This is a genomic window from Shimia sp. W99, assembly GCF_053851455.3.
Genome location: NZ_JBSQBU020000001.1, coordinates 1,840,985 through 1,867,803, shown reverse-complemented (window position 1 = coordinate 1,867,803; position 26,819 = coordinate 1,840,985). Strand labels below are relative to the sequence as shown.

Sequence of the window (26,819 nt, the reverse complement as noted above, 5' to 3'; positions counted from 1 at the left end):
TCCATGGCCCTTTCCCGGCGCACCGGACAGCGTTTTCAGGCGTCGATCTGGCCCGGTTTCGTGGATGCGATGACCGGGCTTTTGCTAGTGCTGATGTTCGTGCTGACGATCTTCATGATCGTGCAATTCGTGCTCAGGGAAACGATCACCGGACAGGAAGACGAGCTGAACGCGCTGGAAGCCGAGGTGATGGCGTTGGCCGATGCGCTGGGATTGGAGCGGTCCCGTGCGGAGGCTTTGGAAAGCGAGGTCGGCGGGTTGAAGGCGACGCTCGACAGCAGTGAAACGCAGGTGCGAGAGCAGGAGGCGTTGATCGCCGCGTTGTCGGCTGAGCGTGAAGCGCAGGATGCAGCACTGTCAGCGGCTCAGGCGCGGATCACGAGTTTTGAAACCCAGGTGGCGGCCTTGCTGGTGCAGCGCGACGAGGCGCTGGGCACGATTTCCGATCTCGAAGCGCGGCGCGATGCGTTGTCCGCAGAACGCGACGCGCTGATCGACGAACGCGAGGCGCTCAACCTTGCCTTGGCGCAGGCGCGTGATGAGATCGACGTGCAGACCGAGACCGCGCGGCTTTTGGCAGCGCGGCGCGAGGCCTTACAGGCGCTGGTGGAAGAATTGAACGGCAAGCTGGCCGAGAGCGCCGCGCGGGAAGCGGAGCTGACGGCGCGGGTGGGCAATCTTGAGGATCAGCTGACCGAGGAAGAGGCGGCGCGGCTGGTTGAGGCCGCGGCGGCCGAGGCGCTGCGCGAGCGTTTGAAGAATGCGGACGCGGAGCTGACGGCGATGACGCTGGCGCTGGAGGAACAGCGCCGCAATGCCGAAGAAACGCTGACCATGCTGGCTGCGGCGCGGGCGGCGCAGGAGGATCTGGATCTGAAACTGGCGGCGGCGCTGGTCGAGGGGCAGGATGTGTCCGAAGATCTGGCCGACGCCATGGTGCGGCTGGCGGCGGTTGAGGCGGCTTTGGCCGAACGGGAACAGGAACTGTCGGCGGCGCGGGGCGAGCTGGAAGGCGCGCTTGCGGCCCGAGAGGACCTGGCGGCGCAGCTTGCGCGGGCGGTGCTGGCGCTGGAAACGGCGCAGAGTTCGGCCACGGCACAGTCCGAGGAATTGGCTTCGGTGCGGGCCGAGTTGACGGCGGCCTTGCTCGACCTCGAAAAGGGCAATGAGACGCTGGCGGATTTGCAGGCGCGGCTGGCGACGGAAGAGGCGGCGCGGGCCACGGCGGAGGCCGCAGCAGGACAGACCGAGACACAGTTGCGCAGCGATCTTGAGGCGCTGGAGGCGCGTTTGTCCGAAGCCCTTGCGGCGAAGCTGGCGGCAGAGAACCGGGCGGAGCAGGCGGAAAACACGGGCGCGGGGCTGGAAGAGGCGTTGAAAACGCTGGAAGAACGGCTGGCGGCGGCGGTGGCGGCGCAGCAGGTTCTCGAAGCGGATCTGGCGGCGACGCAGGAGAACGCGACATCCCTGCGCGAACGGTTGGCGGCAGCCTTGGCGGCCAAGCTGGCGGCAGAGGCCAAGCTGCGCGATGCCGAGGATGTGGAACGCCAGTTGGCGGCGGCGCTCGCAGCCAAGAAGGCTGCCGAGGGCAACTCGGAAGATGCCTTGAGCGCGGCGCAGGAGCGTGAGGCGCTGTTGCGGGCGGCGAACGAGGCGCTGGCACAGGAAGAGGCGCGATCAGCCGAAGGTCTGCGTAAGATCGAGGCTTTGAACCAGCAGATTGGCGCGCTCAGGTCGCAATTGTCGAGCCTGCAGGCGTTGTTGGATGACTACAAAGAACGTGATGCGGCGGCGCGGGTGCAGCTGGAAACGCTGGGCAGCGACCTCAACGCGGCATTGGCGCGGGCGGCGGCGGAAGAACGCAAGCGGCGCAAGCTGGAAGAGGACGAGCGCAAGCGGCTTCAGGCAGAGAAAGAGGCGCTTGAAGCCGAGACCAAGGATCTGGCGCAGTATCGGTCAGAGTTCTTCGGGCGGTTGCGGCAGGTTCTGGGCGATCAGGAAGGCGTGCGCATCGTCGGGGACCGGTTTGTCTTTGCCTCTGAGGTGTTGTTCCCGCCGGGTGGGGCGGATCTGTCGGTGGAAGGTGAGGCCGAGATTGCCAAGGTGGCGGCGATTCTAAAGGCGGTCGCGGATGAGATCCCCGAGGGGATCGACTGGATTATCCGCGTGGACGGACACACGGACAACGTGCCGATCCTTGGCGGGCGGTTTGCGGATAACTGGGAACTGAGCCAGGCGCGGGCCCTGTCGGTTGTGCGGTACATGATCGAGGCGCTCGGGATCGCGCCTTACAGGTTGTCGGCCAACGGGTTCGGGGAATACCAGCCGGTCGACTTTGACGACACGCCCGAGGCGCGGGCCAAGAACCGGCGAATCGAGTTGAAATTCACCGAGCGGTGATCCGGGTCATTCAACGGTGAGGGTCAGGCTCTGGCTGTCGAGCGGCTGTTGATCGCGGTAGAGGGTCGCGGTGCCGATATAGGTCCCCGGTTGCCAGCCGCCAGCGGGTGTGCGTTTGCCGATGGCGCGAAAATACTGGGCCTGTGTTTTGTCGATATCGACGGATTGTGCAACAACCCGATTGGCAGGGCCGTTGATTATGATGTCGAGGCGATCGCCTTCGCGGCTCCCGAACCCATAGGCGTAAAGCACCAATGCCGGCGCGTTGGGCGGCAGGGTGGTCTGCGCAATCTGTCCGGATTTGACCTGATCAAAGCTGGGAATGGCGGTGGTGAAGCCGAGGGCGATCAGACCGCCGGGCGAATAGGCGAGGGGATCGGCCCAGAGGGTTTTGTCGCTGGTGCCACAGGTGTCGTTGGCGCCGGGCTGGAACGGGTCGATGACCGTGCCGTTGTGGCGCACGGAAATATGAACATGGGGAAACTGGGTGCGGCCCGAGAGGCCGACCTGTCCGAGAACAGCGCCGGTTTCGACGGTCTGACCCTTGGTGACGGAAACGCTGCCCTGTTTCATGTGACAATATTGCGTGACCCAACCGTCGCCGTGATCAATGACGACACCGTTGCCGCATTCGCGGCCCTCGACAGAGGCGGCGGTGTCTTTGGTGAGGGCGCGGTCAATCATGCCGTCGCGCGTGCCGACAACCACGCCCCCGGCTGAGGCCAGCACGTTTACCCCGGCCTGCATGGTGGCAATGGAAGGCAGCGCAAAATCGGTGCCCTTGTGCCCATCATAGCTGAGCGGGCCACAGGTGAAGTCGCGATAGCCGGGGCCGGGGTCGGTATCGACGTAGTTCTGCAGGAAACAGGTTTCGCCCAGTTCGCAGTCGATGGGCAGAGACAAGGACGGCGCCCCGATGGCTGATGAGGCCAGGAGGGCGCCGCAAAGAGCTGTGGTCAGCGTGCGCATCAATCCGCGGTAAGGAGCGGCGGCTTCTTTCCGGTGATCCGGGGGCTATCGGGGCCGGAAATCTCCAGTTCGAGGTTGCCATCCTTGACCTTGACCTTGACGACACCACCCTTGGCCAGCTTGCCAAAGAGCAGTTCTTCGGCCAGCGGTTTCTTGATGTGCTCCTGAATGGTGCGGCCCAGGGGACGTGCGCCCATCTTCTCGTCATAGCCCCGGTCGGCCAGCCATTCGGCGGCCTTGCGGGTGAGTTCGATGGTAACGTTGCGATCCAGAAGCTGCGCTTCGAGCTGGAGGACGAATTTCTCGACCACCTGCAGGATGACTTCCTTGGGCAGGGGCGCGAAGGAGATCACCGCGTCGAGGCGGTTGCGGAATTCGGGCGTGAAGGTGCGCTCGATGGCGGCTGTATCCTCGCCCTCGCGCCGATCACGGCCAAAGCCGATGGCCGCCTTGGCCTGTTCCGCAGCACCCGCGTTCGAGGTCATGATCAGGACCACGTTGCGGAAGGAAACGGTGCGGCCGTTGTGGTCGGTCAGCTCGCCGTGGTCCATCACCTGCAACAGGATGTTGTAGACATCGGGATGCGCCTTTTCGATTTCGTCCAGAAGCAGCACGCAATGCGGATGCTGGTCGACGCCGTCGGTCAGAAGGCCGCCCTGATCGAAACCGACATAGCCCGGAGGTGCGCCAATCAGGCGGGAAACCGCGTGTTTCTCCATGTATTCGGACATGTCGAAACGCAGCAGTTCCACGCCCAGCGTGTCGGCGAGTTGCTTGGCGACCTCAGTCTTGCCGACGCCAGTGGGGCCGGCAAAAAGATAGTTGCCGATGGGTTTTTCCGGCTCGCGCAGACCCGCGCGGGCGAGTTTGATGGCCGAAGACAGAGCCTCGATGGCGTCGTCCTGACCAAAGACCACGCGCTTGAGGGATTTTTCGAGATCCTTGAGCACCTCGGCATCGTCCTTGGACACGTTCTTGGGCGGGATGCGGGCAATCTTGGCGATCACGCCTTCGATTTCCTTCACGCCGATGGTCTTGCGCCGTTTCGAGGCCGCCACGAGATGCTGTGCCGCGCCCGCTTCGTCGATCACGTCAATCGCCTTGTCCGGCAACTTGCGGTCATTGATGTAGCGCGCCGACAGTTCGACGGCGGTCTTGATCGCGTCTGCGGTGTATTTCACGGAGTGGTGTTCCTCGAAATACTCCTTGAGACCCCGGAGGATCTTGATCGTGTCTTCGACCGTGGGTTCGTTCACGTCGATCTTCTGGAACCGGCGCGACAGGGCGCGGTCCTTTTCGAAGTGCTGGCGGAACTCCTTGTAGGTGGTGGAGCCCATGGTGCGCAGTTTGCCGCCCTGCAGGGCGGGTTTCAGGAGGTTGGAGGCGTCCATGGCACCGCCCGAGGTCGCGCCAGCACCGATCACGGTATGAATCTCGTCAATGAAGAGAACCGCGTCGGGGTGTTCCTCAAGCTCGGTCACGACCGCCTTCAGACGTTCTTCGAAGTCACCGCGATAGCGGGTGCCGGCCAGAAGCGCCCCCATGTCGAGCGAATAGATTGTGGTGTTGGAGAGCACTTCGGGCGTTTCGCCCGAGACCACCTTGCGCGCGAGACCTTCGGCAATGGCGGTTTTACCAACGCCGGGGTCGCCCACCAGGAGCGGGTTGTTCTTGCGACGGCGGCAGAGCACCTGAATGCAACGCTCGACCTCGTGGTCGCGCCCGATCAGCGGGTCGACATCGCCCTTCATCGCCTTGGCATTGAGGTCGACGCAATATTTGGCCAGTGCGCTTTCCTTCTTGTCGCCCTCCACATGATGGGTCGCCTGTTCTTCGGCCTCGTCCTGCGCGCCGGTGATGGGGCGGGATTCGCCAAAAGCGGGATCCTTGGCAACGCCATGGGCGATGTAGTTCACCGCGTCATAGCGGGTCATGTCCTGTTCCTGCAGGAAATAGGCCGCGTTGGATTCGCGTTCGGCAAAGATCGCCACGAGGACGTTTGCACCGGTCACTTCAGTCCGGCCAGAAGACTGAACGTGAATGGCGGCGCGCTGGATCACGCGCTGGAACGCGGCGGTGGGAACGGCTTCGGACCCCTCGATATCGGTGACGAGGTTGGATAGATCCTCATCAATGAACTCCAGCAGCGTCTGGCGCAGCTCGTCCACATTGACCGAGCAGGCCTGCATGACGCGCAGGGCATCGGGTTCGTCCAGCAACGACAGAAGGAGGTGTTCCAGCGTGGCAAATTCATGGCGCCGCTGGTTGGCCTGTGCCAGCGCGGCGTGGATGGCTTGTTCAAGCGTATTCGAGAATGAAGGCACTGCTCTCGTGCTCCTTCCGTTTCTGGGGCGCGGGGGGACGAGGCCCCACCAACACCATTGGCCTCATAAGTTAAAGTTTGGTCGATCTGGCCCGGTCTTCAAGGACTTTCTGCATTTTTAATGTCACATTTATCGTGAACGGCCACCGGATCGCCCATTCCGCGAGCCCTAGAAGCTGTCTTTGCGCCTGCGGATTTCAGCGAAAACGGCAGCCGGGTCGGCGCCTTCCATGCCCACGGTGCGTTGGACAACCGGGTCATGGCCGCGCAGGAACGGGTTGGTGGCCAGCTCTTCTGCCAGCGTGGAGGGGACGGTGGGGATGCCCTTGGCGCGGGCGTCGGCGACGGCCTTGATCCGGGCGGCAAGCGCGGGGTTTTCCGGGTCGACGGTGATCGCGAACTTGCCATTGGCGGTGGTATATTCGTGACCAGAGCAGACGATCGTGTCGGCGGGCAGAGCGGCGAGTTTGGACAGGCTGTCCCACATCATTTCGGGCGAGCCTTCGAACAGACGGCCACATCCCAGCGCCATCAGGCTGTCGGCGGTGAAGACGGCGCCGGTGTCAGGAAAGTAGAAGGCGATATGGCCAATGGTGTGGCCGGAAACGTCGATCACCTGTGCCGCTTCGCCACCAATGGTGACGGTATCGCCCTCGGACAGGGCAAGGTCGAGCGGGGGCAGGCGTTCGGCATCTGCGGCTGCGCCAACCACCTTGGCGGGGTGTCGGGCGAGGATGTCCGGCAGGCCGTCGACATGGTCCCAGTGATGATGGGTGAGCAGAACGTGGCTGAGCGTCCAGCCGCGCGCCGCCAGTTCATCAAGGATCGGGCCGGGCTCGGGCGCGTCGACAAGGGCGGTTTCGCCGCTGGCCGGGTCGTGGATCAGGAAGGCGTAATTGTCGGCAAGGCAAGGAATGGTCACGATCTGATGGGGCATGGATTTTCGCCTGTTCGTTGTTATGTTGACATCAGCTTTGCCGATCATGGGGCCGGGTGCAATGCATCTTGATGTACAGGATCTTCGCAACTTCTATTACCGCAGCGCGCTTGGGCGCGCGGCGCAGAAGGCCGTGCGGGACGAGATGCTGGAGCTGTGGCCCGACGCCACCGGGCAGACGGTTGCCGGGTTCGGCTTTGCGGTACCGTTGCTGCGCCCGTATCTCGGGGATGCGCGGCGGGTGATCGGGCTGATGCCTGCGCCACAGGGGGTGATGCCCTGGCCTGCGGGGATGAAGAATGTCTCGGTCCTGTGCGAGGAAACGTTGTGGCCTTTGGAAACCGGGCATGTGGACAGGCTGGTCCTGATGCACGGTCTGGAAACCAGCGAACGGCCGTCGGATGTGCTCGGCGAGGCGTATCGGGTGCTGGGGCCGGGGGGAAAGGCGCTTTTTGTGGTGCCGCACCGTTCAGGGATGTGGTCGCGCAGCGACTCAACGCCCTTTGGATATGGCCGGCCCTATTCGGGCGGGCAGTTGGAAGCGCAGCTGCGCCGCCATGGGTTCATGCCCGAGCGCCATCGCGCAACCCTGTATCAACCTCCATCGCATCGCCGGTTCTGGCGGAAAACCGGGCCGGTTTGGGAAAGCATTGGCAAGACGCTGTCGCCGGTGATGGCCGGGGGCGTCCTGATCGTTGAGGCGACCAAGCGGGTGCATGCGCCGACCGGGCCGGGGCTTCGCGAGGCGGTGAGGAAGCCGCTCAAGGCGCTGGCGCCCAAGCCCGAGGCAGCGCCGGTCTAGGGCTTAACGCGCGCCGGTGGCCATGCGGAACACGGAGACGACATCCCAGTCGAACGCGGACAGGGGGGGTGTTGGCCGGATCAGGGCGATGATCTGTGCGGGGGGCAGCACACCGAGATCGACGAGCACCTGTGTCAGCTGTGTCAGGCGCTGGGCGGCGAGATCCTGCTGCGCCTCGGCTGTGCCGGTTTGGCCGCCGTAGCCAAGCAGGAGATAACGCTGGCCCGAGCGCACCTGCGCGCGCAAGGTCTCGATCGCATCGAAATGGCGCAGCAGTCCGCGCGCCGGGTCGCTGGAGCCGGGGGCAAAGCTGAAAGACAGGTCCGGTCCGCCGGAGCGCACCGCGCCGCTCAGCGGGGCCGCCATCAGGTCGCCACAGGCGGGGTTGGAGGCATTGCTCTTGGGTTCGATGTTGCCGAGATTCTGCACGTCATCCATGTCAAAGATCGTCTCGGAGTCGAAGGTGCCACCGGGGGTTGGCTGGCGCATGGTCACCGGTCGGCCGCATCGGTCAAAGGAGGGTGCCGCGTCTTCGGAAGATGGGGCGAAGTCGAAATCGTCCAGCGACAGGCTGCTTTGGGCCGCGACCGGCGTGACGGGCCCGAAGAGGGTGATCACTATGGCAAGCACTGGCAAAACTGCAGATCGCACGCGGGTGTCCGTTTTCGAATTGTCCTTTGCCCAAGGCTAGCGCCGTGATCCGGGCCTGTCACGGGGTCAGCATCGCTTTTGTGGTCTCTCTGCAGAAAGCGATTTTCCATGTTTTCGCTAACAATTTGGCTTTGGCGATGCCGGGAATCGCCCAAAATCGGGGTTTGGGCTGCATTTTTTTGACGCCCCGTCACAGGCAAAGGGTCGCACCTGCCTCAAAGCCTTAAAAAACAGGGGGTTGCGCAAAGTCGGGAATATTCCGAACAATGTTGCCCGCCGCGCAAGCCTCTGCTACACCCGCCACGGATTTGACTGCCCTGTTTCATGACAGGGCCACGTAACGCTCCAAAGCACTGCATACAATTGTATGCCGCGACTGGGGCCAAAAAGCGGAAGGGTGGACGTGTCCGAACCAGCTTCGATCTCCTCCGGCATCGCTGAACGCTATGCCACCGCGGTCTTCGAGATCGCGCAAGAGAACAAGTCGCTTGCCAAACTGGAAAGCGGTCTTGATGACCTGAGCGCCGCACTGGCCGATAGCGCAGACCTGCGCAACCTGATCAACTCGCCGCTGGTGAGCCGTGACGATCAGGGCAAAGCCATTGCTTCGATTGCAGACAAGATGGGCCTTCAGCCGGTGCTGAAGAACGTGCTCAGCCTGATGGCCGAGAAACGTCGCCTGTTCGTGCTGCCCCAGCTGATTGTTCAGCTGCGTGCCAAGATTGCGGAAGACAAGGGCGAAGTGACCGCCGATGTCGTGACCGCGAAGGCGCTGACCAAGACCCAGAGCGAGAAGCTTGCCAAGACGCTGGCCGACCGTGTGGGCAAAACCGTTAAGATCAATGCGACCGTTGATGATGCGCTCATCGGCGGTCTTGTCGTTAAAGTGGGCTCGAAGATGATCGACACGTCGATCCGCTCCAAGCTCGCCTCCCTCCAGAATGCAATGAAAGAGGTCGGATAATGGGTATCCAAGCAGCCGAAATCTCTGCGATCCTTAAGGACCAGATCAAAAACTTTGGCCAAGAGGCCGAAGTGGCCGAAGTCGGCCGTGTGCTTTCCGTCGGTGACGGTATCGCGCGCGTCTACGGCCTGGACAATGTTCAAGCCGGTGAGATGGTTGAATTCCCCGGTGGCATCCAGGGCATGGCCCTGAACCTTGAGAACGACAACGTTGGTGTCGTTATCTTCGGTTCGGACCGTGACATCAAAGAAGGCGACACCGTCAAGCGCACCAACTCGATCGTGGACGTTCCGATCGGTGAAGGCCTGCTGGGTCGTGTTGTTGACGGCCTGGGCAACCCGCTGGACGGCAAGGGCCCGATCGAAGCCAAAGAACGCGGCGTTGCCGACGTTAAGGCGCCGGGCATCATCCCGCGTAAATCGGTTCACGAACCGATGGCAACCGGCCTGAAATCGGTTGACGCGATGATCCCGATTGGCCGTGGCCAGCGTGAACTTATCATTGGCGACCGTCAGACCGGTAAAACCGCTGTGGCTCTGGACGCTATCCTGAACCAGAAATCCTACAACGACGCCGCCGGCGACGACGAGAGCAAGAAACTGTACTGTGTGTACGTTGCGATCGGTCAGAAGCGGTCTACCGTTGCTCAGCTGGTGAAAAAGCTGGAAGAAACCGGCGCCATCGATTACTCGATCGTTGTTGCCGCAACCGCTTCGGACCCCGCGCCGATGCAGTTCCTGGCACCTTACGCCGCAACCGCGATGGCCGAGTACTTCCGTGACAATGGCCGTCACGCGCTGATCATCTATGATGACCTTTCCAAGCAGGCTGTTGCCTATCGTCAGATGTCGCTGCTTCTGCGTCGCCCGCCGGGCCGTGAAGCGTATCCGGGTGACGTTTTCTACCTGCACTCGCGTCTGCTGGAGCGTTCGGCAAAGCTGAACGAAGATTTCGGCGCAGGCTCGCTGACAGCGCTGCCCGTCATCGAAACCCAGGGCGGCGACGTGTCGGCCTTTATTCCGACCAACGTGATCTCGATCACCGACGGCCAGATCTTCCTGGAAACCGAACTGTTCTACCAGGGTATCCGTCCTGCTGTGAACACCGGTCTGTCGGTGTCGCGGGTTGGTTCGTCGGCACAGACTTCGGCCATGTCGTCGGTTGCCGGTCCGGTGAAGCTGTCGCTCGCTCAGTACCGCGAGATGGCCGCGTTTGCTCAGTTTGGTTCCGACCTTGACGCCGCAACCCAGCAGCTGCTGAACCGTGGTGCACGTCTGACCGAGCTGATGAAACAGCCGCAGTACTCGCCGCTGACCAACGCGGAAATCGTCTGCGTCATCTTCGCCGGTGTGAACGGCTATCTCGACAAGGTCGACGTCAAGGACGTTGGTCGCTTCGAGACCGGCCTTCTGCAGCACCTGCGCGGCAAGCACGCCGACCTTCTCAAGTGGATCACCGACGAAGATCCCAAGATCAAGGGCGACGCCGCAGACAAAGTCAAAGCCGCGCTGGACGAATACGCAGCTGACTTCGCATAAGGGGTTCGGACAATGCCTAGTCTGAAGGACCTAAAAAACCGGATCGAGAGTGTGAAAAACACTCGGAAGATCACCAAAGCCATGCAGATGGTTGCCGCGGCGAAACTTCGCCGCGCGCAGGAAGCTGCTGAGCAGTCGCGTCCCTACACAGAACGGTTCAACGCCGTTCTGGGTGGGCTGGCGGCCTCGGTTGGCGGCTCGGATTCTGCACCGAAGCTCTTGTCGGGCACCGGCAGCGATCAGACTCACCTTCTGGTGGTGATGACCGCGGAACGGGGTCTGTGCGGCGGCTTCAACTCGAACATCGCCAAGCTGGCGCGCTCGAAAGCCGAAGAGCTTCTTGCCAAAGGTAAGACCGTCAAGGTCATCACCGTGGGCAAGAAAGGTCGTGACGCGATCAAGCGTGACCTGGGGGATCACTTCATTGCGCATGTCGACCTCACCGAGGTGAAACGTGTGGGATATGACAACGCGCAGGATATCGCGCGGGACATCCTGGCCCGTTTCGACGCGGAAGAGTTCGATGTCGCCACGATCTTCTATTCGAAGTTCGTGAACGTCGTGAGCCAGATCCCGACCGCACAGCAGATCATCCCAGCCGCGTTTGACGCGGACGAAGATGGGGCAAGCACGCTGTATGACTACGAACCGAGCGAAGAGGAGATCCTTGCGGACCTTCTGCCGCGCGGTGTGGCCACGCAGATCTTTGCCGCCCTGCTGGAAAACGGGGCCTCGGAGCAAGGCGCGCGGATGTCCGCAATGGACAACGCAACCCGCAACGCTGGCGAAATGATCGACAAGCTGACCATCGAGTTCAACCGCTCGCGTCAGGCTGTGATCACCAACGAGCTTATTGAAATTATCTCGGGCGCTGAGGCGCTCTAAGAACCGGAGACGAAACATGGCAAACGCAAAAGGTAAGGTGACCCAGGTCATCGGCGCCGTTGTAGACGTTCAGTTCGACGATCACCTGCCGGAGATCCTGAACGCGCTGAACACCGAAAACAACGGCAAGAAACTGGTTCTGGAAGTATCCCAGCACCTTGGTGAAAACACCGTTCGCTGCATCGCGATGGACGCGACCGAAGGTCTGGTCCGTGGCGCAGCCGTGGAAGACACCGGCGCACCGATCTCGGTGCCGGTCGGCAACGCCACCCTGGGCCGCATCCTGAACGTTGTGGGCGAGCCCGTGGACGAAAAAGGCCCGGTCAACGCAGACGAGTTCCGCGCCATCCACCAGCCAGCACCGGAATTCGACGAACAGTCGACCGAGTCGGAAATCCTCGTCACCGGCATCAAGGTGATCGACCTTCTCGCCCCCTACGCCAAGGGTGGTAAGATTGGTCTGTTCGGCGGCGCCGGCGTGGGTAAAACCGTTCTCATCATGGAACTGATCAACAACATCGCAAAAGTGCACTCGGGTTTCTCGGTGTTCGCAGGTGTTGGTGAACGGACCCGTGAAGGTAACGACCTTTACTGGGAGATGATCGAATCCAACGTGATCAAACCGGACAACCTCGAGGAATCGCAGGTGGCCCTGGTTTACGGTCAGATGAACGAACCTCCGGGAGCACGTGCACGTGTGGCCCTGACCGGTCTGACGCTCGCCGAGCAGTTCCGCGACCAGTCGGGTACCGACGTTCTGTTCTTCGTGGACAACATCTTCCGCTTCACGCAGGCAGGTTCGGAGGTGTCCGCACTTCTGGGTCGTATTCCTTCGGCCGTGGGTTACCAGCCGACGCTGGCCACCGACATGGGTGCCATGCAGGAACGCATCACCTCGACAAAGTCGGGCTCGATTACGTCGATCCAGGCCGTCTACGTTCCCGCGGATGACCTTACTGACCCGGCACCGGCAACGACCTTTGCCCACCTCGACGCAACCACCGTTCTGTCGCGTGCGATTTCGGAACTGGGTATCTACCCGGCCGTTGACCCGCTCGACTCGACCTCGCGTCTGATGGATCCGGGTGTTGTGGGTGAAGAGCACTACAACGTGGCTTTCGAAGTTCAGGGTATTCTCCAGCGCTACAAGTCGCTGCAGGACATCATCGCCATCCTCGGGATGGACGAACTGTCGGAAGAGGACAAGCTGACCGTGGCCCGCGCCCGGAAAATCCAGCGTTTCCTCAGCCAGCCGTTTGACGTTGCGAAGGTCTTTACCGGTTCGGACGGTGTTCAGGTTCCGCTGGAAGACACCATCTCGTCGTTCAAAGCAGTTGTGGCCGGCGAATACGACCACCTTCCCGAAGCAGCCTTCTACATGGTTGGCGGCATCGAAGAAGTGATCGCAAAAGCCGAAAAGATGGCTGCTGAAGCGGCCTAAGGAGGCCCCTGATGGCAAACACGATGCAATTTGACCTGGTCAGCCCTGAGCGGAGCCTTGCTTCGCTTGAGGCGACTTCCGTGCAGATCCCCGGCGCAGACGGTGACATGACCGCCATGCCGGGCCATGCGCCCACGCTGACCTCGCTGCGCCCCGGTGTAGTGAAGGTGCAGTCGGCGGATGGCGAGAAAGCCTTTGTCGTGACCCGCGGTTTCGCGGAAATCTCGGCGGAGTCGATCTCGGTGATCGCTGAGCACGCACATGTCGGGTCGGAAGTGACCAAGGCGGACCTTGAGGATGTTCTGGCGAGCGCCCGCAAGTCGGTTGAGGACGCGGCTTCCGAGGATAAGGACGCAGCGGAGAAATTCGTGGCGGACCTTGTGCACCTCATGGACGACATGGACTGATCCTTCGGGAACAGAAAGCATTCAGGGCCTCGCCGAATGGCGGGGCCCTTTCTTTTTGCGGCGTCGATGCCTTCGGGAAGCACATTGGCGGCGATCCGTCCAAGCCAGTTCCCCGGCTTTTGCAATTGCCTTTCGGATGGGTTCGCGCGAATGTCGTTTCCACAGGGAAGACGTGATGAAGAAATTAAGAAATCACTTTATTGGTGTGGACAGTGGCGATGTCGCGCTGTTTTCGGATTTTGACACGGATGGCGAAATGTGGACGGGCGATGGCCCGCGCGAGCGCCGCAAGCTGATCCGCTTCAGTGAAAAGTTCCGCGTGCCGCCGACAGTGCATGTCGGGTTGTCCCTTTGGGACATGGATTGTGGTGCGAATATCCGTTCGGAAGTGGTGGCCGAAGAGGTGACGAACCTCGGTTTCCACCTAGTCTTTCGCACATGGGGCGACAGCCGCGTTGCGCGGGTGCGCATGAACTGGATGGCGATTGGTGAGCTGGCCTTTGCCGACGATTGGGTCGTGGACGCCGACTGATCGTTGTGTGCAACGAAAAAGGCCGCGCCCCCAAGGAGTGCGGCCTTTGTGTCTAAGCAGGCTGGATCAGCTTTTGAACAAGCCTTCGTAGGATTGTTCCAGCGTCTCGGTTTCGAACAACGAAGACACGCTGGTGCCGGCGCCGATGTTCATGATGGCCTGGGCGAACATGGGCGCGGTGGGTACGATGCGGATATTCTCGGCGTCGAGCACGGCTTGGGTCGGTTCGATCGAGTCGGTGATCACCAGAGATTTCATCACGGATTTGGTGATGCGGCCAACGGCGGGGCCGGAGAGAACGCCGTGCGAGATGTATGCGTGCACCTCGGTGGCGCCATGCTCCATGATTACCTCGGCGGCCTTGCAGAGCGTGCCGGCCGTATCGCAGATGTCATCGACGATGATGCATTTCTTGCCTTTGACATCACCGATCACGGTCATTTCCGCCACTTCACCGGGTTTCTCGCGACGCTTGTCGACGATGGCGAGAGGGGCGTTGATGCGCTTGGCCAGCTCGCGGGCGCGGGCCACGCCGCCGACATCGGGCGAGATGATCAGGACATCGTCGAGTTCGTTCTTGAACTGGTGTTTGATGTCGAGCGCAAAGATCGGCGAGGCGTAGAGGTTGTCGACGGGGATGTCGAAGAAGCCCTGGATCTGGGCGGCGTGCAGGTCCATGGTCAGAACCCGCTCGATCCCGGCTTCGACCATCATGTTGGCGACAAGCTTGGCAGTGATCGGGGTGCGGGCCTTGGTGCGGCGGTCCTGCCGGGCATAGCCGAAATAGGGAATGACCGCGGTGATGCGGCTGGCCGAAGAGCGGCGCAGCGCGTCCGACATGATCAACAGTTCCATCAGGTTGTCATTGGCCGGGCGCGAGGTCGACTGCATGATGAACATGTCTTCGCCGCGCACGTTCTCGTAGACCTCGACAAAGATTTCTGCGTCGTTGAAGCGTTCGACGCGGGCGTCGACGAGATCGACCGTCTGGCCGCGGTGCATGGACATGCGACGGGCAATTGCCTTGGCCAGAGGCTTGTTGGAATTGCCGGTGATCAGTTTCGGTTCATGGATGTTTGGCATGTGAGTGGTCCCCAGGGTGACGCCGATGACAGATTCGTGACGTTGCCAACCGATTAACATGTGCCTAGGGTCTCGCAAAGGTAAGCGAGGCGACTGGAGGGCTAAATGGCGCATATCGACTACTATTTTTCGACGATTTCCCCTTATGCCTATCTTGCTGGCAACCGGTTTGAGGAAATTGCAACGAAACATGGGGCGCAGATTTCCTACAAGCCGCTGGACATCATGGCGCTGTTTGCCCGCACGGGCGGCACGCCGCCCAAGGACCGGCATCCGTCGCGGCAGGAATATCGCGCGCAGGACCTGTTGCGACAGGCCAAGGCGCTTGGAATGGATTTCAACCTGAGCCCGGCGCATTGGCCGACCAATCAGGCCCCTTCAGCCTATGCGGTGATCGCCGCACAGAATGCGGGTGGCGGCGATGTGGGGGCCTTTGTGCGGGCGCTGATGCGGGCCTGCTGGGCCGAGGAAAAGGACATCGCACAGGACGACGTGATCAAGGGGTGTCTTGAAGCAACCGGGTTCGATCCGTCGCTGGCAGACAGCGGGCTGTTGACCGGGGCCGAGACCTATGCGCGCAACCTTGAGGAAGCGGTGGGTGCAGGAGCGTTCGGATCGCCCTTTTATGTCACGCAGGACGATGCGCGGTTCTGGGGGCAGGACCGGCTGGAGTATCTCGACCGGCATCTCGCGGGCACGCTCTGACGTTTCCCGACATGCAGGAAAAGACCTATTGGAGAGAGATGGGGCAGGGGCCGCGCAACGTGCTGGCCCTGCATTGCACAATGGCGCACTCCGGCGCGTGGCGTGGGCTGGCCGCGAATCTGGGGGATCAGTTCACGGTGCTAGCGCCGGATATGATCGGGCACGGACGTAGCAGCGACTACGATGGCGAAAGCTGTACCGGATCGCTGGTTTATGACGCAGTTCTTGACCGGATCGACGCGCCGGTTGACGTGGTCGCCCACAGTTTCGGCGCGGTGGTTGCGTTGCGTTTTGCGGTGGCACATCCGGAGTTGGTGCGTAGTCTGGTGTTGTATGAGCCGGTGTTCTTTGCGCTGGCGATGGAGCTGGATGTGGGCGGGTTTGCCGGGCATGACGCGCAGATCGAGACGATCCGGGCGCGGATTGCTGCCGGGGACAATGACGCTGCGGCGCAGGTTTTCATGGAGGAATGGGGCGACGGAACGCCTTGGGCTGCCTTGCCACCGCAGGTGCGGGCAGGGTTTGCCAAGCGCATTCCTTTCGTGATCGGCTCGCAGAACTATGTGGCGTTCGACACGCCGGGCACGATGGCGCGGCTGTGCGAGATCACCGCGCCGACGGTGATCATGGATGGGGCCAAATCGCCGGAGGTGATTGGCACGGTCTGCGATGCGCTTGGGCGCCGCATTCCCGGCGCATGGCGCGTGACAGTCGACGGGGCTGGGCATATGGGTGCGATCAGCCGTCCCGACGCCTTGGCCGCGGAGCTGCTGCGCCTGAGCGGAGCGGACGAAGCCGCTTGAGAACGGCTTGCCAAGGCGTTTTCAAACGCCTTGGCCCGTTCAGACGGCGCTGGCGGCGATTTCCAGAAAACGGTCGATCTCTTCGCGTGGGATAGACCAGTCACAAACGAAACGCGCCGTCACCGGGGCGGCGGGATCGTCACCTTCGAGGCTTCCCGCCCAGATGTGATAGACCGCCCCGGCGGCAAACAGGGCCTTGTGCATCGCGCGCGGCATGGTGGCAAACACCATGTTGGCTTGGGGCTCATGCGCGAAGCTGACACCGGGGATGCCATTGAGACCAGCCACCAGATGGGCCGCGTTGGCGTTGGCCTTGCGCGCGCTTTCGCGCCAGAGGTCGCCATGCAGATAGGCCCGCATCTGGGCCGACAGGTAGCGGTGCTTGGAAAACAGATGCGCCCCGCGTTTGCGGCGCAGCTCGAATTCCCAGGCATGTTTCGGATCGAAGAAGATCACGGCCTCGACGCCGAGACAACCGTTCTTGGTGCCCCCGAAACTGACCGCGTCGACTCCCACTTTCCACGTCATCTCAGCCGGGGAGCAGGCAAGCGCCTCCATCGCATTGGCAAAGCGCGCGCCATCAAGGTGCACCGGCAGGCCATGGGTTTCTGCCACGGCGGAAAGCGCGTTCAATTCGTCGAGCGAATAGATCGTGCCGCGTTCCGTGACCTGAGTGATCGACACCGGGCCGCGCTGGGGGCCGTGCACGCCCCGGGTTTCCTCGGCCTCGATAGCGGCGCGCAGGGCATCGGGCGTCATTTTATCGGCATTGCCCACGAGGGTCAGTTTCGCGCCGCCGGAGTAGAACTCGGGCGCGTTGCATTCGTCTTCGTGGATATGGGAGACGGGCGAGCAGAACACGGTTTGCCACGGCTGGCACAGCGTCGCCAGGGCGAGCGAGTTGGCCGCGGTGCCGGTCGCAACGAGGTAGACTGCAGCCTCGGGGGCTTCAAATGTTTCGCGGATCTGTTGGCGGACCTCTGTCATGATCGGGTCGGCGCCATAGCCCATGGCATAGCCTGTGTTGGCGTCTGCAACCGCCGCCATCACCTGTGGCAGGGCGGGCCCGGAATTGTCGGAGGCAAAATACATCAGACGGGCTCCTCGATAATGTGGTCTTCCCATTCGTCTTCTGGGGTTTCGAATTCGGATACTGTCATCTGATAAACCGAGACACCAGCCCGGTGCACCGAGTCCGGGTCGCCCGAGATCAGCGGGTGCCAGTCAAACAGCGGCTTGCCCTCCCAGAGCAGACGATAGGCACAGGTCTGCGGCATCCAGTAGGCGTGGCTGTCAAGGTTGCCGGGGGTCAGCACGATGCATTCCGGCACGAATTGATGGCGAATGTCATACTGGGTGCAGCGGCAGGTTTCGTCATCAAGCAGACGACAGGCGACGCGGGTCAGGGCAACATAGCCGGTGTCGGCGTCTTCCAGCTTGTTCAGGCAGCATTTCCCGCAGCCATCACACAGCGCTTCCCATTCCTTTTGAGACAGATTTTTCAACGGCTTGCGTTCCCAGAAGCGGGGCATGAGACCGTCGCGGTCGATGGGGTCGCGTTTGCTCATAGCGCGCTCAGGATGGCACGGCATTGGGTGCAATCCTTGTCGATCTGGGTGACGAGGGCTTCGATACTGTCGTAGTTTTCCTCGGGGCGGAGAAAATCGATCAGCGCCACGGAAAGCTCGGTGCCGTAAAGGTCGCCGGAGAAATCGAACAGGAAGGTTTCGATATTGGCTTTGTTGATGCCGAACATCGGGCGTACGCCGACCGAGGCCGCGCCGTGATAGCTGCCCTTGTGGGGGCCTTCGAGCACGTCGACCAACACGGCATAGACGCCGAACTTGGGCGGGTGCAGGCCGTCAAGGGACATGTTGGCCGTGGGAAAACCAAGGTCACGGCCACGCTGGTCACCGCCGATCACGGGGCCGTCGATGCGGTGCCAATGGCCCAGCATGGCGGCGGCGTCGCGGGGACGACCTTCGGAAAGTGCGTTGCGGATCGAGGTTGATGACACCTGCGCGTCGCCGTTCTGGATCAGGGGCGCGATGGTGACCCCGAAACCCATTTCAGCCCCAAAGGCCTTGAGGTCTTGGGCTGTGCCGGTGCGCCCCTTGCCAAAGCAGAAATCGGCCCCGATGACCACATGGCTCAGGCCCAGCCCATCGGCAATTACGTCCTGTGCGAAGGCGCGCGGCGTGAGGCTGGAGAGGGTGGCGTTGAAAGGCAGTTCATAGAGCCGTTCGACGCCAAGCTTTTCAAGCCGATGCGCGCGGGTGTCCGAGCTTGTCAGGCGAAAGGGCGGGGCCTCGGGGGCGAAGAACTCGCGGGGGTGGGGTTCGAAGGTGACAATGCCGAGCGGCGCGTCGGGCGCGGCGCTGCGGGCGATGTCGATCACCGACTGGTGCCCGAGGTGGACCCCGTCGAAATTGCCGATCGCGGCGCTGGCGCCCCGGTCTGCTTCGTTCACGTATTTGTAGTCTCGAATGATCCGCATGGGATCGGGGTAGCGGTTTGCCAGGGGTGTTGCAAGTGCGTCAGGTGTCGTCGCAGGCCTGACGCGAGGCCGCGATGGCCGGGAAGTTCTCTGCCGCCCAGCGCACCAGCGGCCTAAGGGTGTCGACAAGCGCATGCCCCTGATCGGTCAGGGCATAGGTCACGGCGACCGGCGGGCCCGGATCGACGGTGCGAGTCAGGTGGCCATCGCGTTCCAGCGACCGCAAGTTCTCGGTGAGAACGCGCTGCGTGACATCGCCGATGGTGCGCTTGAGCGCGCCAAAGCGCAGCGGGCCCTCGGCCAGGGCAAAGAAGATTAGGATCTGCCATTTGCCGGTGACCCGGGTCAGGACGGATCGGATCGGGCAGTTTTCGGCCTGTTCCTTGGTGTGGGCGGTTACCTGGAGCATACCTGGTTCCTTTAAGGTGCGTAATTGATACTTGGTATCAAAATGATACCTGTATGCCACGAAGTTTTCAACGCGATTCGAAAGGACCAATCATGACCGTGAAGGAAATCGTTCTCAGCGCCGTGACGGCGCTCTTTACCGACTTTGACCCCGATGCCGCGCGTCAGCTGCTGGCACCGGACTACATCCAGCACAACCCGGCGGTGCCGACCGGAGCCGAACCGATCCTAGGGTTCCTGCCGGCGCTGAAGGAGAGCGGGCTGAGCGCCACCGTACACCGGGTGATCGCCGAGGGCGACCTGGTGGTGCTGCATGTGACCTATGAGAATGCCCAGGCCTTTGGCGCGCCCACGCAGGTGGCGTTCGACGTGTTCCGGGTGGAGGACGGCAAGGTAGCCGAGCACTGGGACAACCTGCAGCCCGAGGCCGGGCCAAACCCGTCAGGGCGCAGCATGGTGGATGGCGTCACCGAGATCGCGGACCTGGACAGGACCGCCGAGAACAAGGCGCTGGTGCAGGCCTTCGTGACCGACGTGCTGCACGGCCAGGCGCCGCAGAACATCACCAACTACATCTCGATGGAGTCCTATGTCCAGCACAACCCGCAGATCGCCGACGGGCTAAATGGGCTGGGCGCGGCGCTGAAGGGGCTGCAGGCCATGGGGATGACCCTGCGCTATGACGCCACCCATATGGTGGTGGCCGAGGGCAATTTCGTCTTTGCCGCCTCGGAAGGGGTGCTGGGGGAGGCGCCCACGGCGTTCTTTGACCTGTTCCGGGTCGAGGATGGCAAGATCGTCGAGCACTGGGACACGGTCTCGGAAATCCCGGCCCAGATGGCGCATGACAACGGCAAGTTCTGAACGCCGAAAGGCCGCCCGTCGGGGCGGCCTTTTCCGATCCGGTTGGGTACGGATCAGTCGAACTTGCGGGAAGGCGCCAGCACGGTGGCCTCGCCGACGAGCACTTTCTTGCCGTCCACGGCGCAATGGCAATCAAGCTTGACCCGGCGCTTGGCGAAGTCGATGTCGATCACCTTGACCTCGGCATAGACCATGTCGCCGGGGCGGACGGGGGCGAGGAACTTGAGGCTCTGGCCCATGTAGACGGTGCCGTGGCCTGGAAGTTGTTCGCCGATCACGGCGGAGATCAGCCCGGCGGTCAGCATGCCGTGGGCAATGCGACCCTGAAAGATCGTGTCATTGGCATAGTCGTCATCCAGATGCACCGGGTTCCGGTCGGTCGAGATCTGGGCAAACATCTCGATATCCTCGTCGGTCACGACTTTGCGCAGGTAGCGCGACATGCCCATCTCTATATCTTCGATACAGATGGTTCCGCGCGGCAGGTTGTCCAACATTCGACCCTCCGGATAGGATTGGCTTGGTAATTTTGAGACGACTTGCCGCCCCGTTCCGCAACTTTATTACTTTGCAGCTGCAGAAAATCAACCCCTAATCGCGTCAGCGTAGTTGACCTATTGAATACTGCGGAGCCACTTTTTCCTTTTCAAGGTAAGCTTTTAGGGCATTTGCGTCGGGGTGCTGCGTCGTTTTGGTTTCCGAGGCGGCGAGACCGCCGGTGATGAAGAGAGAATCAATGTCTTCCCCCATGGCGCCGGAGATGTCTGTCTGGGCGCCGTCTCCGATCGCCAGAATGGCCGCATCCGGTATAGATTTCTCCAACGCAGCGAGGCGGCGGCGGGCGAGGTCGTAGATTGGCGGATGGGGTTTGCCGAAATAAAGGCTTTCACCACCCATCTCGGTATAGAGCCGGGCCAGCGCGCCGGCACACCATTCGCGGGTTTCACCGCGGTCGACGACGATGTCCGGATTGGCGCAGAGCAGCTTCATGCCCTTGGTCTTGGCATAGAGAAAATCGGCGCGATTGACGGAGGGATCGGCCATCGGATCAAAAGGGCCGCAACAGACGATACCCTCGGCCTCGGTCAGGGGGACGCGTGTTATTGGGGCGGGATTATCAAGGATTTCAAGAGGTTCGAAGAAGCCCGCGTCGCGGTCCCACTCGCCCATGAAATAGACCTTTTCGCCCACCGCGCCCTGGAACATGGCGGAACGGGCGCTGTCGCCGGAGGTGGCGATCGTGTCGTAGGCATCGCGCGGCACACCGAAGGTTTCAAGCTGTTTGGCAACACCTGCGCGGGGTTTGGGGGAATTGGTGACCAGCACGACGATCCCGCCCCTGGCGCGGTAGGCTTTGAGGGCGGCGACCGCGTCGGGGTAGGCGGTGATGCCGTTGTGCACACAGCCCCAGAGGTCGACGAACAGGGCGTCGTAGCGGTCGGAAATCTCGGAGAGAGAAGAGATGATCTGGGTCATGGTATGTCCTGTGCGCGGGGTTTCGGCTTGTCTTCTCTATGGCAAAGCAAACCATTGAACGCCAGTGGAGAGCGCCGGAAACCGGGATCGGTTTCGCGTCGGTATCGTGTCGGTATTACGTCGGTATGACATTCCGGGCTGCGGGAAAGGGCGATTTTAGCCGCGTCGCTTGCGGTTCATCCATTTTCGCAAGGCCCCGGCGATGGTGCGGAACGGTTCGACCCGGTCAAAAAAGCGCAGATCATGGATGTCGGTGCGCGAGGCGCGTTGCCCGGCAAGGCAGGGTGTGGCGATGCGGAAGGTGATGCCGGGGACCTGCGTGCGGACCATGTTGAAGGCGCCGTCAAAGAACATCGAGCCACCCTTGGGGTGGCCGGGCGGGCGCTGGCGGACAAGTTCGAGGTAGTCGTGAAAGCCCTTGATGGCGTCCTTGCCCTGGATGGCCCAGAACTGGGTGCCGCGGGTGCCGGTGGTCCAGTCGGAGAGGCCGGTGTGATCCGTCGGCGGCTCGTAAGGTTCGAGATAGCCCAGGGCCGCGATGGACCAGTCCGTAGTCTTGAGATCGCTCAGCACGGCGGCGACCGTTGCGGGGGAGAGGTCGTTGAGGTGCAGGTCGTCTTCGCAGATCAGCACGCGGGTCAGGCCGCGTTCCATCGCGTCCCTCAGAACGCGGGTCTGGGACATGAAGTTGCCCAGCGAACCGATGGAGGGGAAGTCGCCCTTGGCGTCTGGGCGGGAGGCTTCGAAAAACTGGATGCGGGGGGCGGGCAGTTGGATGTCGACGCGGGCGAACTCGGCCGTGGTTTCCGCGCGCCGATCGGCGCGGTGGGGCAGGTTCACGATATAGACTTGGTCAAACCAGTCGAAGAGGTCGGCAAAGCTCATGACGCGGGTCCGGTTGGTGGCGGGGTATGCTCCGTCTAGGGGAGGTTGGCGGCAAGAACATGTCAAGCGTGGGGAATGATCGCGGTGACCGGAAGGGGCGTAACGTCAGAGTGGACAGCCGCAGGGAGTGTGAGGCAGCGTTTTGGGTGAGGGAGGATTACTCATGGATCAGCATCTTTTTTTGAGCCCGGAACATACCTTGTTGCGCGATCAGCTGCGCAGGTTTGTCGAGGAACGCGTCAAACCCAACGGCGATGATTGGGAAGAGGCGGGCATGGTGCCGCGCGAGGTTCTGCGCGAAATGGGGGCGCTCGGGTTCCTCGGGGTCCGGTACCCGGAGGAATATGGCGGCAGCAATATGGACACGCGGGCGACGGCGGTGTTGGCCGAGGAGTTGGGCAAGTCGAGCTATTCCGGGTTCGCGATTACGGCGCTGGTGCATACGGACATGGCGTCGGTTCATATTTTCAATGCGGGCACGGAAGCGCAGAAGGCGCGCTACATGCCTGATATCGTGGCCGGAGAGAAGATCTGTGCGGTCTGCGTGACAGAACCCGGGGCCGGGTCGGATGTGAAGGGCATTCGCTCTTTTGCGCGGCGCGAGGGGGATCATTTTGTGCTCAACGGGTCCAAGATGTTCATCACCAACGGGGTGCATGCGGATCTTTATTGCGTGGCGGCCAAGACGGATCGCGAGGGGCCGGCAAGCCAGTCGGTGACGATGTTCCTTTTGGAAAAGGGCATGCCGGGGTTCGAGGTGGTGCGCCAGCTCGACAAGCACGGGTGGCGCTCATCCGATACGGCGGAGCTGTCTTTCGTGGATGTGCGCGTGCCGGTCGAAAACATGCTGGGCGAAGAGGGGCGCGGATTCTACGCGATCATGCAGAACTTCCAGAATGAGCGGCTGGTTGCGGCTGCGGCGGCGGTGGGCGAAAGCCAGGCGGCGATTGACATGACGGTCGATTATGTGCGCGAACGGCAGGCCTTTGGGGCGCCGCTTTGGGCACAGCAGACGATACGCCAGCGCCTATCCATGCTGGCCGCGCGGGTTACGGCGGCGCGGGCGCTTGTTTACCAGACGGCGGCGCGGGATGCGGCCGGGGAGGACGTGGTGCGTGAGGTGTCGATGCTGAAGGCGCTGTGCGGGGAGCTGGTCAACGAGGTCATGTATGATTGTCTGCAGTTCCACGGCGGCTCGGGATACATGCGCGGCATGGCGATTGAGCGCATGGCGCGGGATGCGCGGGTACAGGCCATTGGCGGTGGGGCCACGGAAGTGATGCTTGAGGAAGTGGCCAAACGGTTGTGAAGATGGGCGCGCCTGACGGCGCGCGCCGGGTTTGCCCGCTGACGCGGGCGGTGCGAGGGGCCAGCCCCTCGCGCTCCCCGGAGTATTTTTGGCAAAATGAAGGGGTGGGCAGCGTCTAGGGTTTGAAGATGTTGGGCAGGAGGTCTGGGTAGGTTTCCCAGCGGGCGACGCTTTTGGTGTTGATGCTTTCGCGGGCCTGAAGGCTGCTGACGGTGCGGATAGAGTCGCGGTTGTCCTCGGGGCGCAGCATGGCCGGATCGTACGGCAGGCCGGTGTCGGCGCAAAGGGTTTTTAGGGTGGCTTCCGGCGCGCTCACGAGGTCTTCGTAGTGCACCGTGTGGAAGGGGACGCCGAGGGATTGCCAGTCGGCGATGGTGTCTTCGAAGAGGGTAAGCCGGTGCTGGATGGCTTTTTCCTGAAAGGTGAAGGCCTGTCCGGGATCGTCGAAGAAGTTTTCGAACATGGAAAGCGCGACGGCGCGGGGATCGCGGCGCAGCTGGATGATCTGTGCTTCGGGGAAGGCGCGGGTGAGCCAGCCGATATGCATGTAATTGACCGGCATCTTGTCGATGGTCCAGTCGGCGGGGCCTGCAAGGGCGGCGAGGTCGGCGTAGCGTTGGCGCAGGCCGGGCAGGCCGTCGGAGATCGGTTCCCCTGCCATGAAGCGGGCCGAGAAATAGCGGTGCGGGGCGGCGACTTCGCCAAGGCCGGCGATGCCTTGGCCAGCGGAGAGCATGCGTTCCAGAAGGGTTGTGCCAGAGCGGGGCAGGCCGAGGATGAAAAGCGGGCGCGCGGGCAAGGGCGGCGTGTCGAGCGCGACGGCTGGTTCTTCGGCGAAACGGGCGCGTAGATATTGGTGGAATTCGGTGTCGGCCTTTTCGTCGTAGCGGCGCAGGCGGGACATCTTGCGGTTGGCGTCCTTGAGGGCGCTGACGAAGGCGGGGGCATTGCCGGTGCGTTTGGCGATCGTGGCCTGTGCAAAGCCGAGAAGCGCGCCTGCCTCGGGGTTGGGGGCCTTCCTCGCGGCGCGCGCCACCTCTTTGTTGAGCGTTTCCAGCGCGGTTTCCGGCGCAAGCTCGGCCAGTTGGCGCAGCGCTTCGGGAACGAAGTCGGGGGCGGTGTCGGCCAGTTGGCGGAACAGGGACGCGGCGGTTTCGAAATCGCCGTTTTCGCGTTTGCGGTTGGCGAGATTGTCGATCACGGCAGGCAGGTTGGGCGCCAGGGAATAGGCGCGTTCGGTCACTTCGAGACTTTTGGCCGCCTGATTGGTGAAGGCGTAGAAACGGCCTAGGTTGATCAGGGCGATGGGGCGGTTGGGATTTGCTTCGAGCAGGCTTTCAAGCGCGTGGATGGCATCGAGAAGCCGCCCGCAATCGGCCAGCAGCACGCCGCGCAATTCCTGAAGGTCGGCATTGCCCGGCAGGTCTTCCAGCGCGTCTTCGACGGCCTTCAGGGCAAGATCGCTGTCCCCGGCCATGCGGTGCACGTTGACACGGGCGCGCCACAGCGACAGGTCGCCGGAAAATCTGGCCTGTGCCTTGTCGAGCGCGGTGAGGGCAGAGTCGGTCAGGCCCTCTTCGGCGGAGATCTGGGCGAAGTTGACATAGGCGTCGGGGGTGGGGGTGCCGAGGTTGATTGCCTTGGCAAAATACTTGCGCGCGTCGCGTTTCTGACCTCGTGTCAGGCATACCAATCCAGCCACGAAAGCCACCCGTTCGCTCTGTGGAAAGGTCTTGAGGGCGCGGCGGGCGTCGGACCAGGCCTTGGCCGGGTTCTGCGCGATCTGGTGATAGACGGCCGTGGCGGCGCGTTCGCCGGGATCGTGTCTGGGGGGCTGCATGTCGGTCTCTTCCTGAAAGCGCGTGTCGTCGCGGCGTCTTGGCGTTGTCGGGAGTATTTCATGAAACTTCGGGCGGCTGAAAGGGGGCGCGGGTCCTTGCGGGCACAAAAAAGGGCGCCGCGGGGGCGCCCTTGTTCATGTCATGTCCGAACGGGAGGTCTCAGACCTTGAGGTTCGGGATGATCTGTTTCTTGCGCGACACGACGCCGGGCAGAACCACCGCATCACCCGATGCATCGGCATCGAAGGATTTCTTGGCAACGGTTTTAACGAGATCGTTCGGGACCAACAGGGTCGATTCTTCGTTCAGGATGTCCACGACGAAGAGCAGCACCTGATCGACGCCGTCTTCGCTGGCAACCGAGGTCATGGTGTCCATCAGCGACGCCTTGCGGTCGAGCACGGTCGCGGGCGAGGTGGTTTCCAGAACCGAGACGCGGAACTTGGTGCCCTCGACTTCGTATTCTTTCGAGTCCATGCGCAGAAGCTCGGCATCCGAGAAGGACGAAACGTCCGATTTCGCGGCGAACATTTCGGCGGCGTATTCGGAAACGTTGATCCCGAGATCGGCGGCCAGTTTCTCGGCCACGGCCTTGTCGTGGGTCGTGGTGGTAGGCGAACGGTATTCCAGCGTGTCCGACAGGATGCAGGCCAGCATGGTGCCCTTGATCCAGTCGGGCATGTCCACGTCACCCATCAGGTCGTGCATGATGGTGGCGGTGCAGGCCACGGGGCGGATGGTGATGTCGATCGGACCCTTGGTTTCGAGGCCGCCCACCAGCTTGTGGTGGTCGATGATCGCCTGAACGTCGGCGCCATTGATGTTGGCGGGCAGTTCGGCGGGGTTGTTGGTGTCGACGATCACCACGGCGGCGTCATCTTCGACGTCCGAGATGATGGCGGGCTTGGGCAGGTCCCAGCGGTTCAGGAGCCATGCGGCCTCGGTGTTGGGTTCGCCAAGCAGCTTGGCTTCGGCGGGGGTGCCTTTGACTTCGTTGAGGTACCAGGCCCAGATGATGGGCGAGCCGGTGGAGTCGGTGTCGGGGGATTTGTGGCCGAAAACCTGGATGGTCATGTCAGTTAATCCTTCGATTGAATGT

Annotated in this window: 26 protein-coding genes; 12 read left to right on the top strand and 14 right to left on the bottom strand. The window is 62.3% G+C overall.

Annotation, left to right across the window (positions count from 1 at the left end):
* Positions 1-3 precede the first annotated feature (3 nt).
* Complete coding sequence (locus tag ACS3QZ_RS09280) at positions 4-2,400, top strand: peptidoglycan -binding protein (RefSeq protein ID WP_456037581.1); 2,397 nt, start codon at positions 4-6, stop codon at positions 2,398-2,400.
* A 6-nt stretch (positions 2,401-2,406) separates the two neighbouring features.
* Here the strand turns inward: ACS3QZ_RS09280 and ACS3QZ_RS09275 are convergent, their stop codons facing one another.
* The 3 genes from ACS3QZ_RS09275 to gloB all read right to left on the bottom strand — a co-directional run bounded on the left by ACS3QZ_RS09275 (position 2,407) and on the right by gloB (position 6,629).
* On the bottom strand, positions 2,407-3,369 hold the full coding sequence (locus ACS3QZ_RS09275) for a M23 family metallopeptidase (protein WP_456037580.1): 963 nt from the start codon (positions 3,367-3,369) through the stop codon (positions 2,407-2,409).
* Positions 3,369-5,693: an ATP-dependent Clp protease ATP-binding subunit ClpA gene (gene clpA, locus ACS3QZ_RS09270; protein WP_456037579.1), complete on the bottom strand. Its 2,325-nt coding sequence runs from the start codon at positions 5,691-5,693 to the stop codon at positions 3,369-3,371. Before clpA ends, ACS3QZ_RS09275 begins: the two co-directional genes overlap by 1 nt.
* 168 nt (positions 5,694-5,861) lie before the next feature.
* Entirely contained in the window at positions 5,862-6,629 is a 768-nt protein-coding gene (gene gloB / locus ACS3QZ_RS09265) for a hydroxyacylglutathione hydrolase (protein WP_456037578.1), read from the bottom strand.
* A gap of 61 nt (positions 6,630-6,690) precedes the next feature.
* Here gloB and ACS3QZ_RS09260 point away from each other — a divergent pair, with 61 nt between their 5' ends.
* Complete coding sequence (locus ACS3QZ_RS09260; RefSeq protein ID WP_093092480.1) at positions 6,691-7,431, top strand: class I SAM-dependent methyltransferase; 741 nt, start codon at positions 6,691-6,693, stop codon at positions 7,429-7,431.
* A 3-nt stretch (positions 7,432-7,434) separates the two neighbouring features.
* Here the strand turns inward: ACS3QZ_RS09260 and ACS3QZ_RS09255 are convergent, their stop codons facing one another.
* A complete protein-coding gene (locus tag ACS3QZ_RS09255) occupies positions 7,435-8,082 on the bottom strand; it encodes a hypothetical protein (protein ID WP_456037577.1) in 648 nt (215 codons plus the stop codon).
* 403 nt (positions 8,083-8,485) lie between these two features.
* On the opposite strand from ACS3QZ_RS09255, the gene ACS3QZ_RS09250 reads away from it, so the two are divergent.
* From ACS3QZ_RS09250 to ACS3QZ_RS09225, 6 genes are all read left to right on the top strand, one after another.
* The gene (locus ACS3QZ_RS09250) at positions 8,486-9,046 is read left to right on the top strand and encodes a F0F1 ATP synthase subunit delta (RefSeq protein WP_456037576.1); all 561 of its coding nucleotides are present in this window, start codon (positions 8,486-8,488) and stop codon (positions 9,044-9,046) included.
* Entirely contained in the window at positions 9,046-10,584 is a 1,539-nt protein-coding gene (atpA, locus tag ACS3QZ_RS09245) for a F0F1 ATP synthase subunit alpha (protein WP_456037575.1), read from the top strand. Before ACS3QZ_RS09250 ends, atpA begins: the two co-directional genes overlap by 1 nt.
* Before the next feature lie 12 nt (positions 10,585-10,596).
* A complete protein-coding gene (locus ACS3QZ_RS09240; RefSeq protein ID WP_093090405.1) occupies positions 10,597-11,469 on the top strand; it encodes a F0F1 ATP synthase subunit gamma in 873 nt (290 codons plus the stop codon).
* 16 nt (positions 11,470-11,485) lie between these two features.
* The gene (atpD, locus tag ACS3QZ_RS09235; RefSeq protein WP_456037574.1) at positions 11,486-12,910 is read left to right on the top strand and encodes a F0F1 ATP synthase subunit beta; all 1,425 of its coding nucleotides are present in this window, start codon (positions 11,486-11,488) and stop codon (positions 12,908-12,910) included.
* 11 nt (positions 12,911-12,921) lie between these two features.
* Complete coding sequence (locus ACS3QZ_RS09230) at positions 12,922-13,317, top strand: F0F1 ATP synthase subunit epsilon (protein ID WP_093090402.1); 396 nt, start codon at positions 12,922-12,924, stop codon at positions 13,315-13,317.
* Between the two features lie 175 nt (positions 13,318-13,492).
* Positions 13,493-13,849: an H-type lectin domain-containing protein gene (locus ACS3QZ_RS09225; protein WP_093090400.1), complete on the top strand. Its 357-nt coding sequence runs from the start codon at positions 13,493-13,495 to the stop codon at positions 13,847-13,849.
* A gap of 66 nt (positions 13,850-13,915) precedes the next feature.
* Here the strand turns inward: ACS3QZ_RS09225 and ACS3QZ_RS09220 are convergent, their stop codons facing one another.
* Positions 13,916-14,932, bottom strand: a complete 1,017-nt coding sequence (locus tag ACS3QZ_RS09220; RefSeq protein WP_456037573.1) for a ribose-phosphate pyrophosphokinase — start codon at positions 14,930-14,932, stop codon at positions 13,916-13,918.
* Positions 14,933-15,037: 105 nt separating this feature from the next.
* On the opposite strand from ACS3QZ_RS09220, the gene ACS3QZ_RS09215 reads away from it, so the two are divergent.
* On the top strand, positions 15,038-15,637 hold the full coding sequence (locus ACS3QZ_RS09215) for a 2-hydroxychromene-2-carboxylate isomerase (RefSeq protein ID WP_456037572.1): 600 nt from the start codon (positions 15,038-15,040) through the stop codon (positions 15,635-15,637).
* Between the two features lie 11 nt (positions 15,638-15,648).
* The gene (locus ACS3QZ_RS09210; RefSeq protein WP_456037571.1) at positions 15,649-16,440 is read left to right on the top strand and encodes an alpha/beta fold hydrolase; all 792 of its coding nucleotides are present in this window, start codon (positions 15,649-15,651) and stop codon (positions 16,438-16,440) included.
* A gap of 39 nt (positions 16,441-16,479) precedes the next feature.
* Here ACS3QZ_RS09210 and ACS3QZ_RS09205 read toward each other — a convergent pair whose 3' ends face one another.
* The 4 genes from ACS3QZ_RS09205 to ACS3QZ_RS09190 are packed head-to-tail and all read right to left on the bottom strand — an operon-like array spanning position 16,480 to position 19,346.
* Complete coding sequence (locus tag ACS3QZ_RS09205) at positions 16,480-17,532, bottom strand: threonine aldolase family protein (protein ID WP_456037570.1); 1,053 nt, start codon at positions 17,530-17,532, stop codon at positions 16,480-16,482.
* Complete coding sequence (locus ACS3QZ_RS09200; RefSeq protein WP_456037569.1) at positions 17,532-18,008, bottom strand: YcgN family cysteine cluster protein; 477 nt, start codon at positions 18,006-18,008, stop codon at positions 17,532-17,534. The genes ACS3QZ_RS09205 and ACS3QZ_RS09200 overlap by 1 nt, the downstream gene beginning before the upstream one ends.
* Positions 18,005-18,937 (bottom strand): bifunctional riboflavin kinase/FAD synthetase, encoded by a 933-nt coding sequence (locus tag ACS3QZ_RS09195; protein WP_456037568.1) that lies wholly within the window; start codon positions 18,935-18,937, stop codon positions 18,005-18,007. Before ACS3QZ_RS09195 ends, ACS3QZ_RS09200 begins: the two co-directional genes overlap by 4 nt.
* 40 nt (positions 18,938-18,977) lie before the next feature.
* The gene (locus ACS3QZ_RS09190) at positions 18,978-19,346 is read right to left on the bottom strand and encodes a winged helix-turn-helix transcriptional regulator (protein ID WP_456037567.1); all 369 of its coding nucleotides are present in this window, start codon (positions 19,344-19,346) and stop codon (positions 18,978-18,980) included.
* A 92-nt stretch (positions 19,347-19,438) separates the two neighbouring features.
* On the opposite strand from ACS3QZ_RS09190, the gene ACS3QZ_RS09185 reads away from it, so the two are divergent.
* Positions 19,439-20,209, top strand: a complete 771-nt coding sequence (locus tag ACS3QZ_RS09185; protein WP_456037566.1) for a nuclear transport factor 2 family protein — start codon at positions 19,439-19,441, stop codon at positions 20,207-20,209.
* Positions 20,210-20,262: 53 nt separating this feature from the next.
* On the opposite strand, the gene ACS3QZ_RS09180 is transcribed toward ACS3QZ_RS09185, so the two are convergent.
* The 3 genes from ACS3QZ_RS09180 to ACS3QZ_RS09170 form a co-directional block, all read right to left on the bottom strand.
* Positions 20,263-20,706: a MaoC family dehydratase gene (locus tag ACS3QZ_RS09180; protein ID WP_093090386.1), complete on the bottom strand. Its 444-nt coding sequence runs from the start codon at positions 20,704-20,706 to the stop codon at positions 20,263-20,265.
* Between the two features lie 103 nt (positions 20,707-20,809).
* Positions 20,810-21,685 carry an HAD family hydrolase gene (locus ACS3QZ_RS09175; protein WP_456037565.1) on the bottom strand — a complete coding sequence of 292 codons (876 nt, stop codon included), beginning with the start codon at positions 21,683-21,685 and terminating at the stop codon, positions 20,810-20,812.
* 156 nt (positions 21,686-21,841) lie between these two features.
* Positions 21,842-22,570, bottom strand: a complete 729-nt coding sequence (locus tag ACS3QZ_RS09170) for a glycosyltransferase family protein (protein WP_456037564.1) — start codon at positions 22,568-22,570, stop codon at positions 21,842-21,844.
* A gap of 163 nt (positions 22,571-22,733) precedes the next feature.
* On the opposite strand from ACS3QZ_RS09170, the gene ACS3QZ_RS09165 reads away from it, so the two are divergent.
* Positions 22,734-23,879 carry an acyl-CoA dehydrogenase family protein gene (locus ACS3QZ_RS09165; RefSeq protein WP_456037563.1) on the top strand — a complete coding sequence of 382 codons (1,146 nt, stop codon included), beginning with the start codon at positions 22,734-22,736 and terminating at the stop codon, positions 23,877-23,879.
* Between the two features lie 115 nt (positions 23,880-23,994).
* On the opposite strand, the gene ACS3QZ_RS09160 is transcribed toward ACS3QZ_RS09165, so the two are convergent.
* Both ACS3QZ_RS09160 and ACS3QZ_RS09155 read right to left on the bottom strand, forming a co-directional pair.
* Entirely contained in the window at positions 23,995-25,719 is a 1,725-nt protein-coding gene (locus ACS3QZ_RS09160; RefSeq protein WP_456037562.1) for a tetratricopeptide repeat-containing sulfotransferase family protein, read from the bottom strand.
* A gap of 160 nt (positions 25,720-25,879) precedes the next feature.
* A complete protein-coding gene (locus tag ACS3QZ_RS09155) occupies positions 25,880-26,794 on the bottom strand; it encodes a manganese-dependent inorganic pyrophosphatase (protein ID WP_456037561.1) in 915 nt (304 codons plus the stop codon).
* Positions 26,795-26,819: the final 25 nt, after the last annotated feature.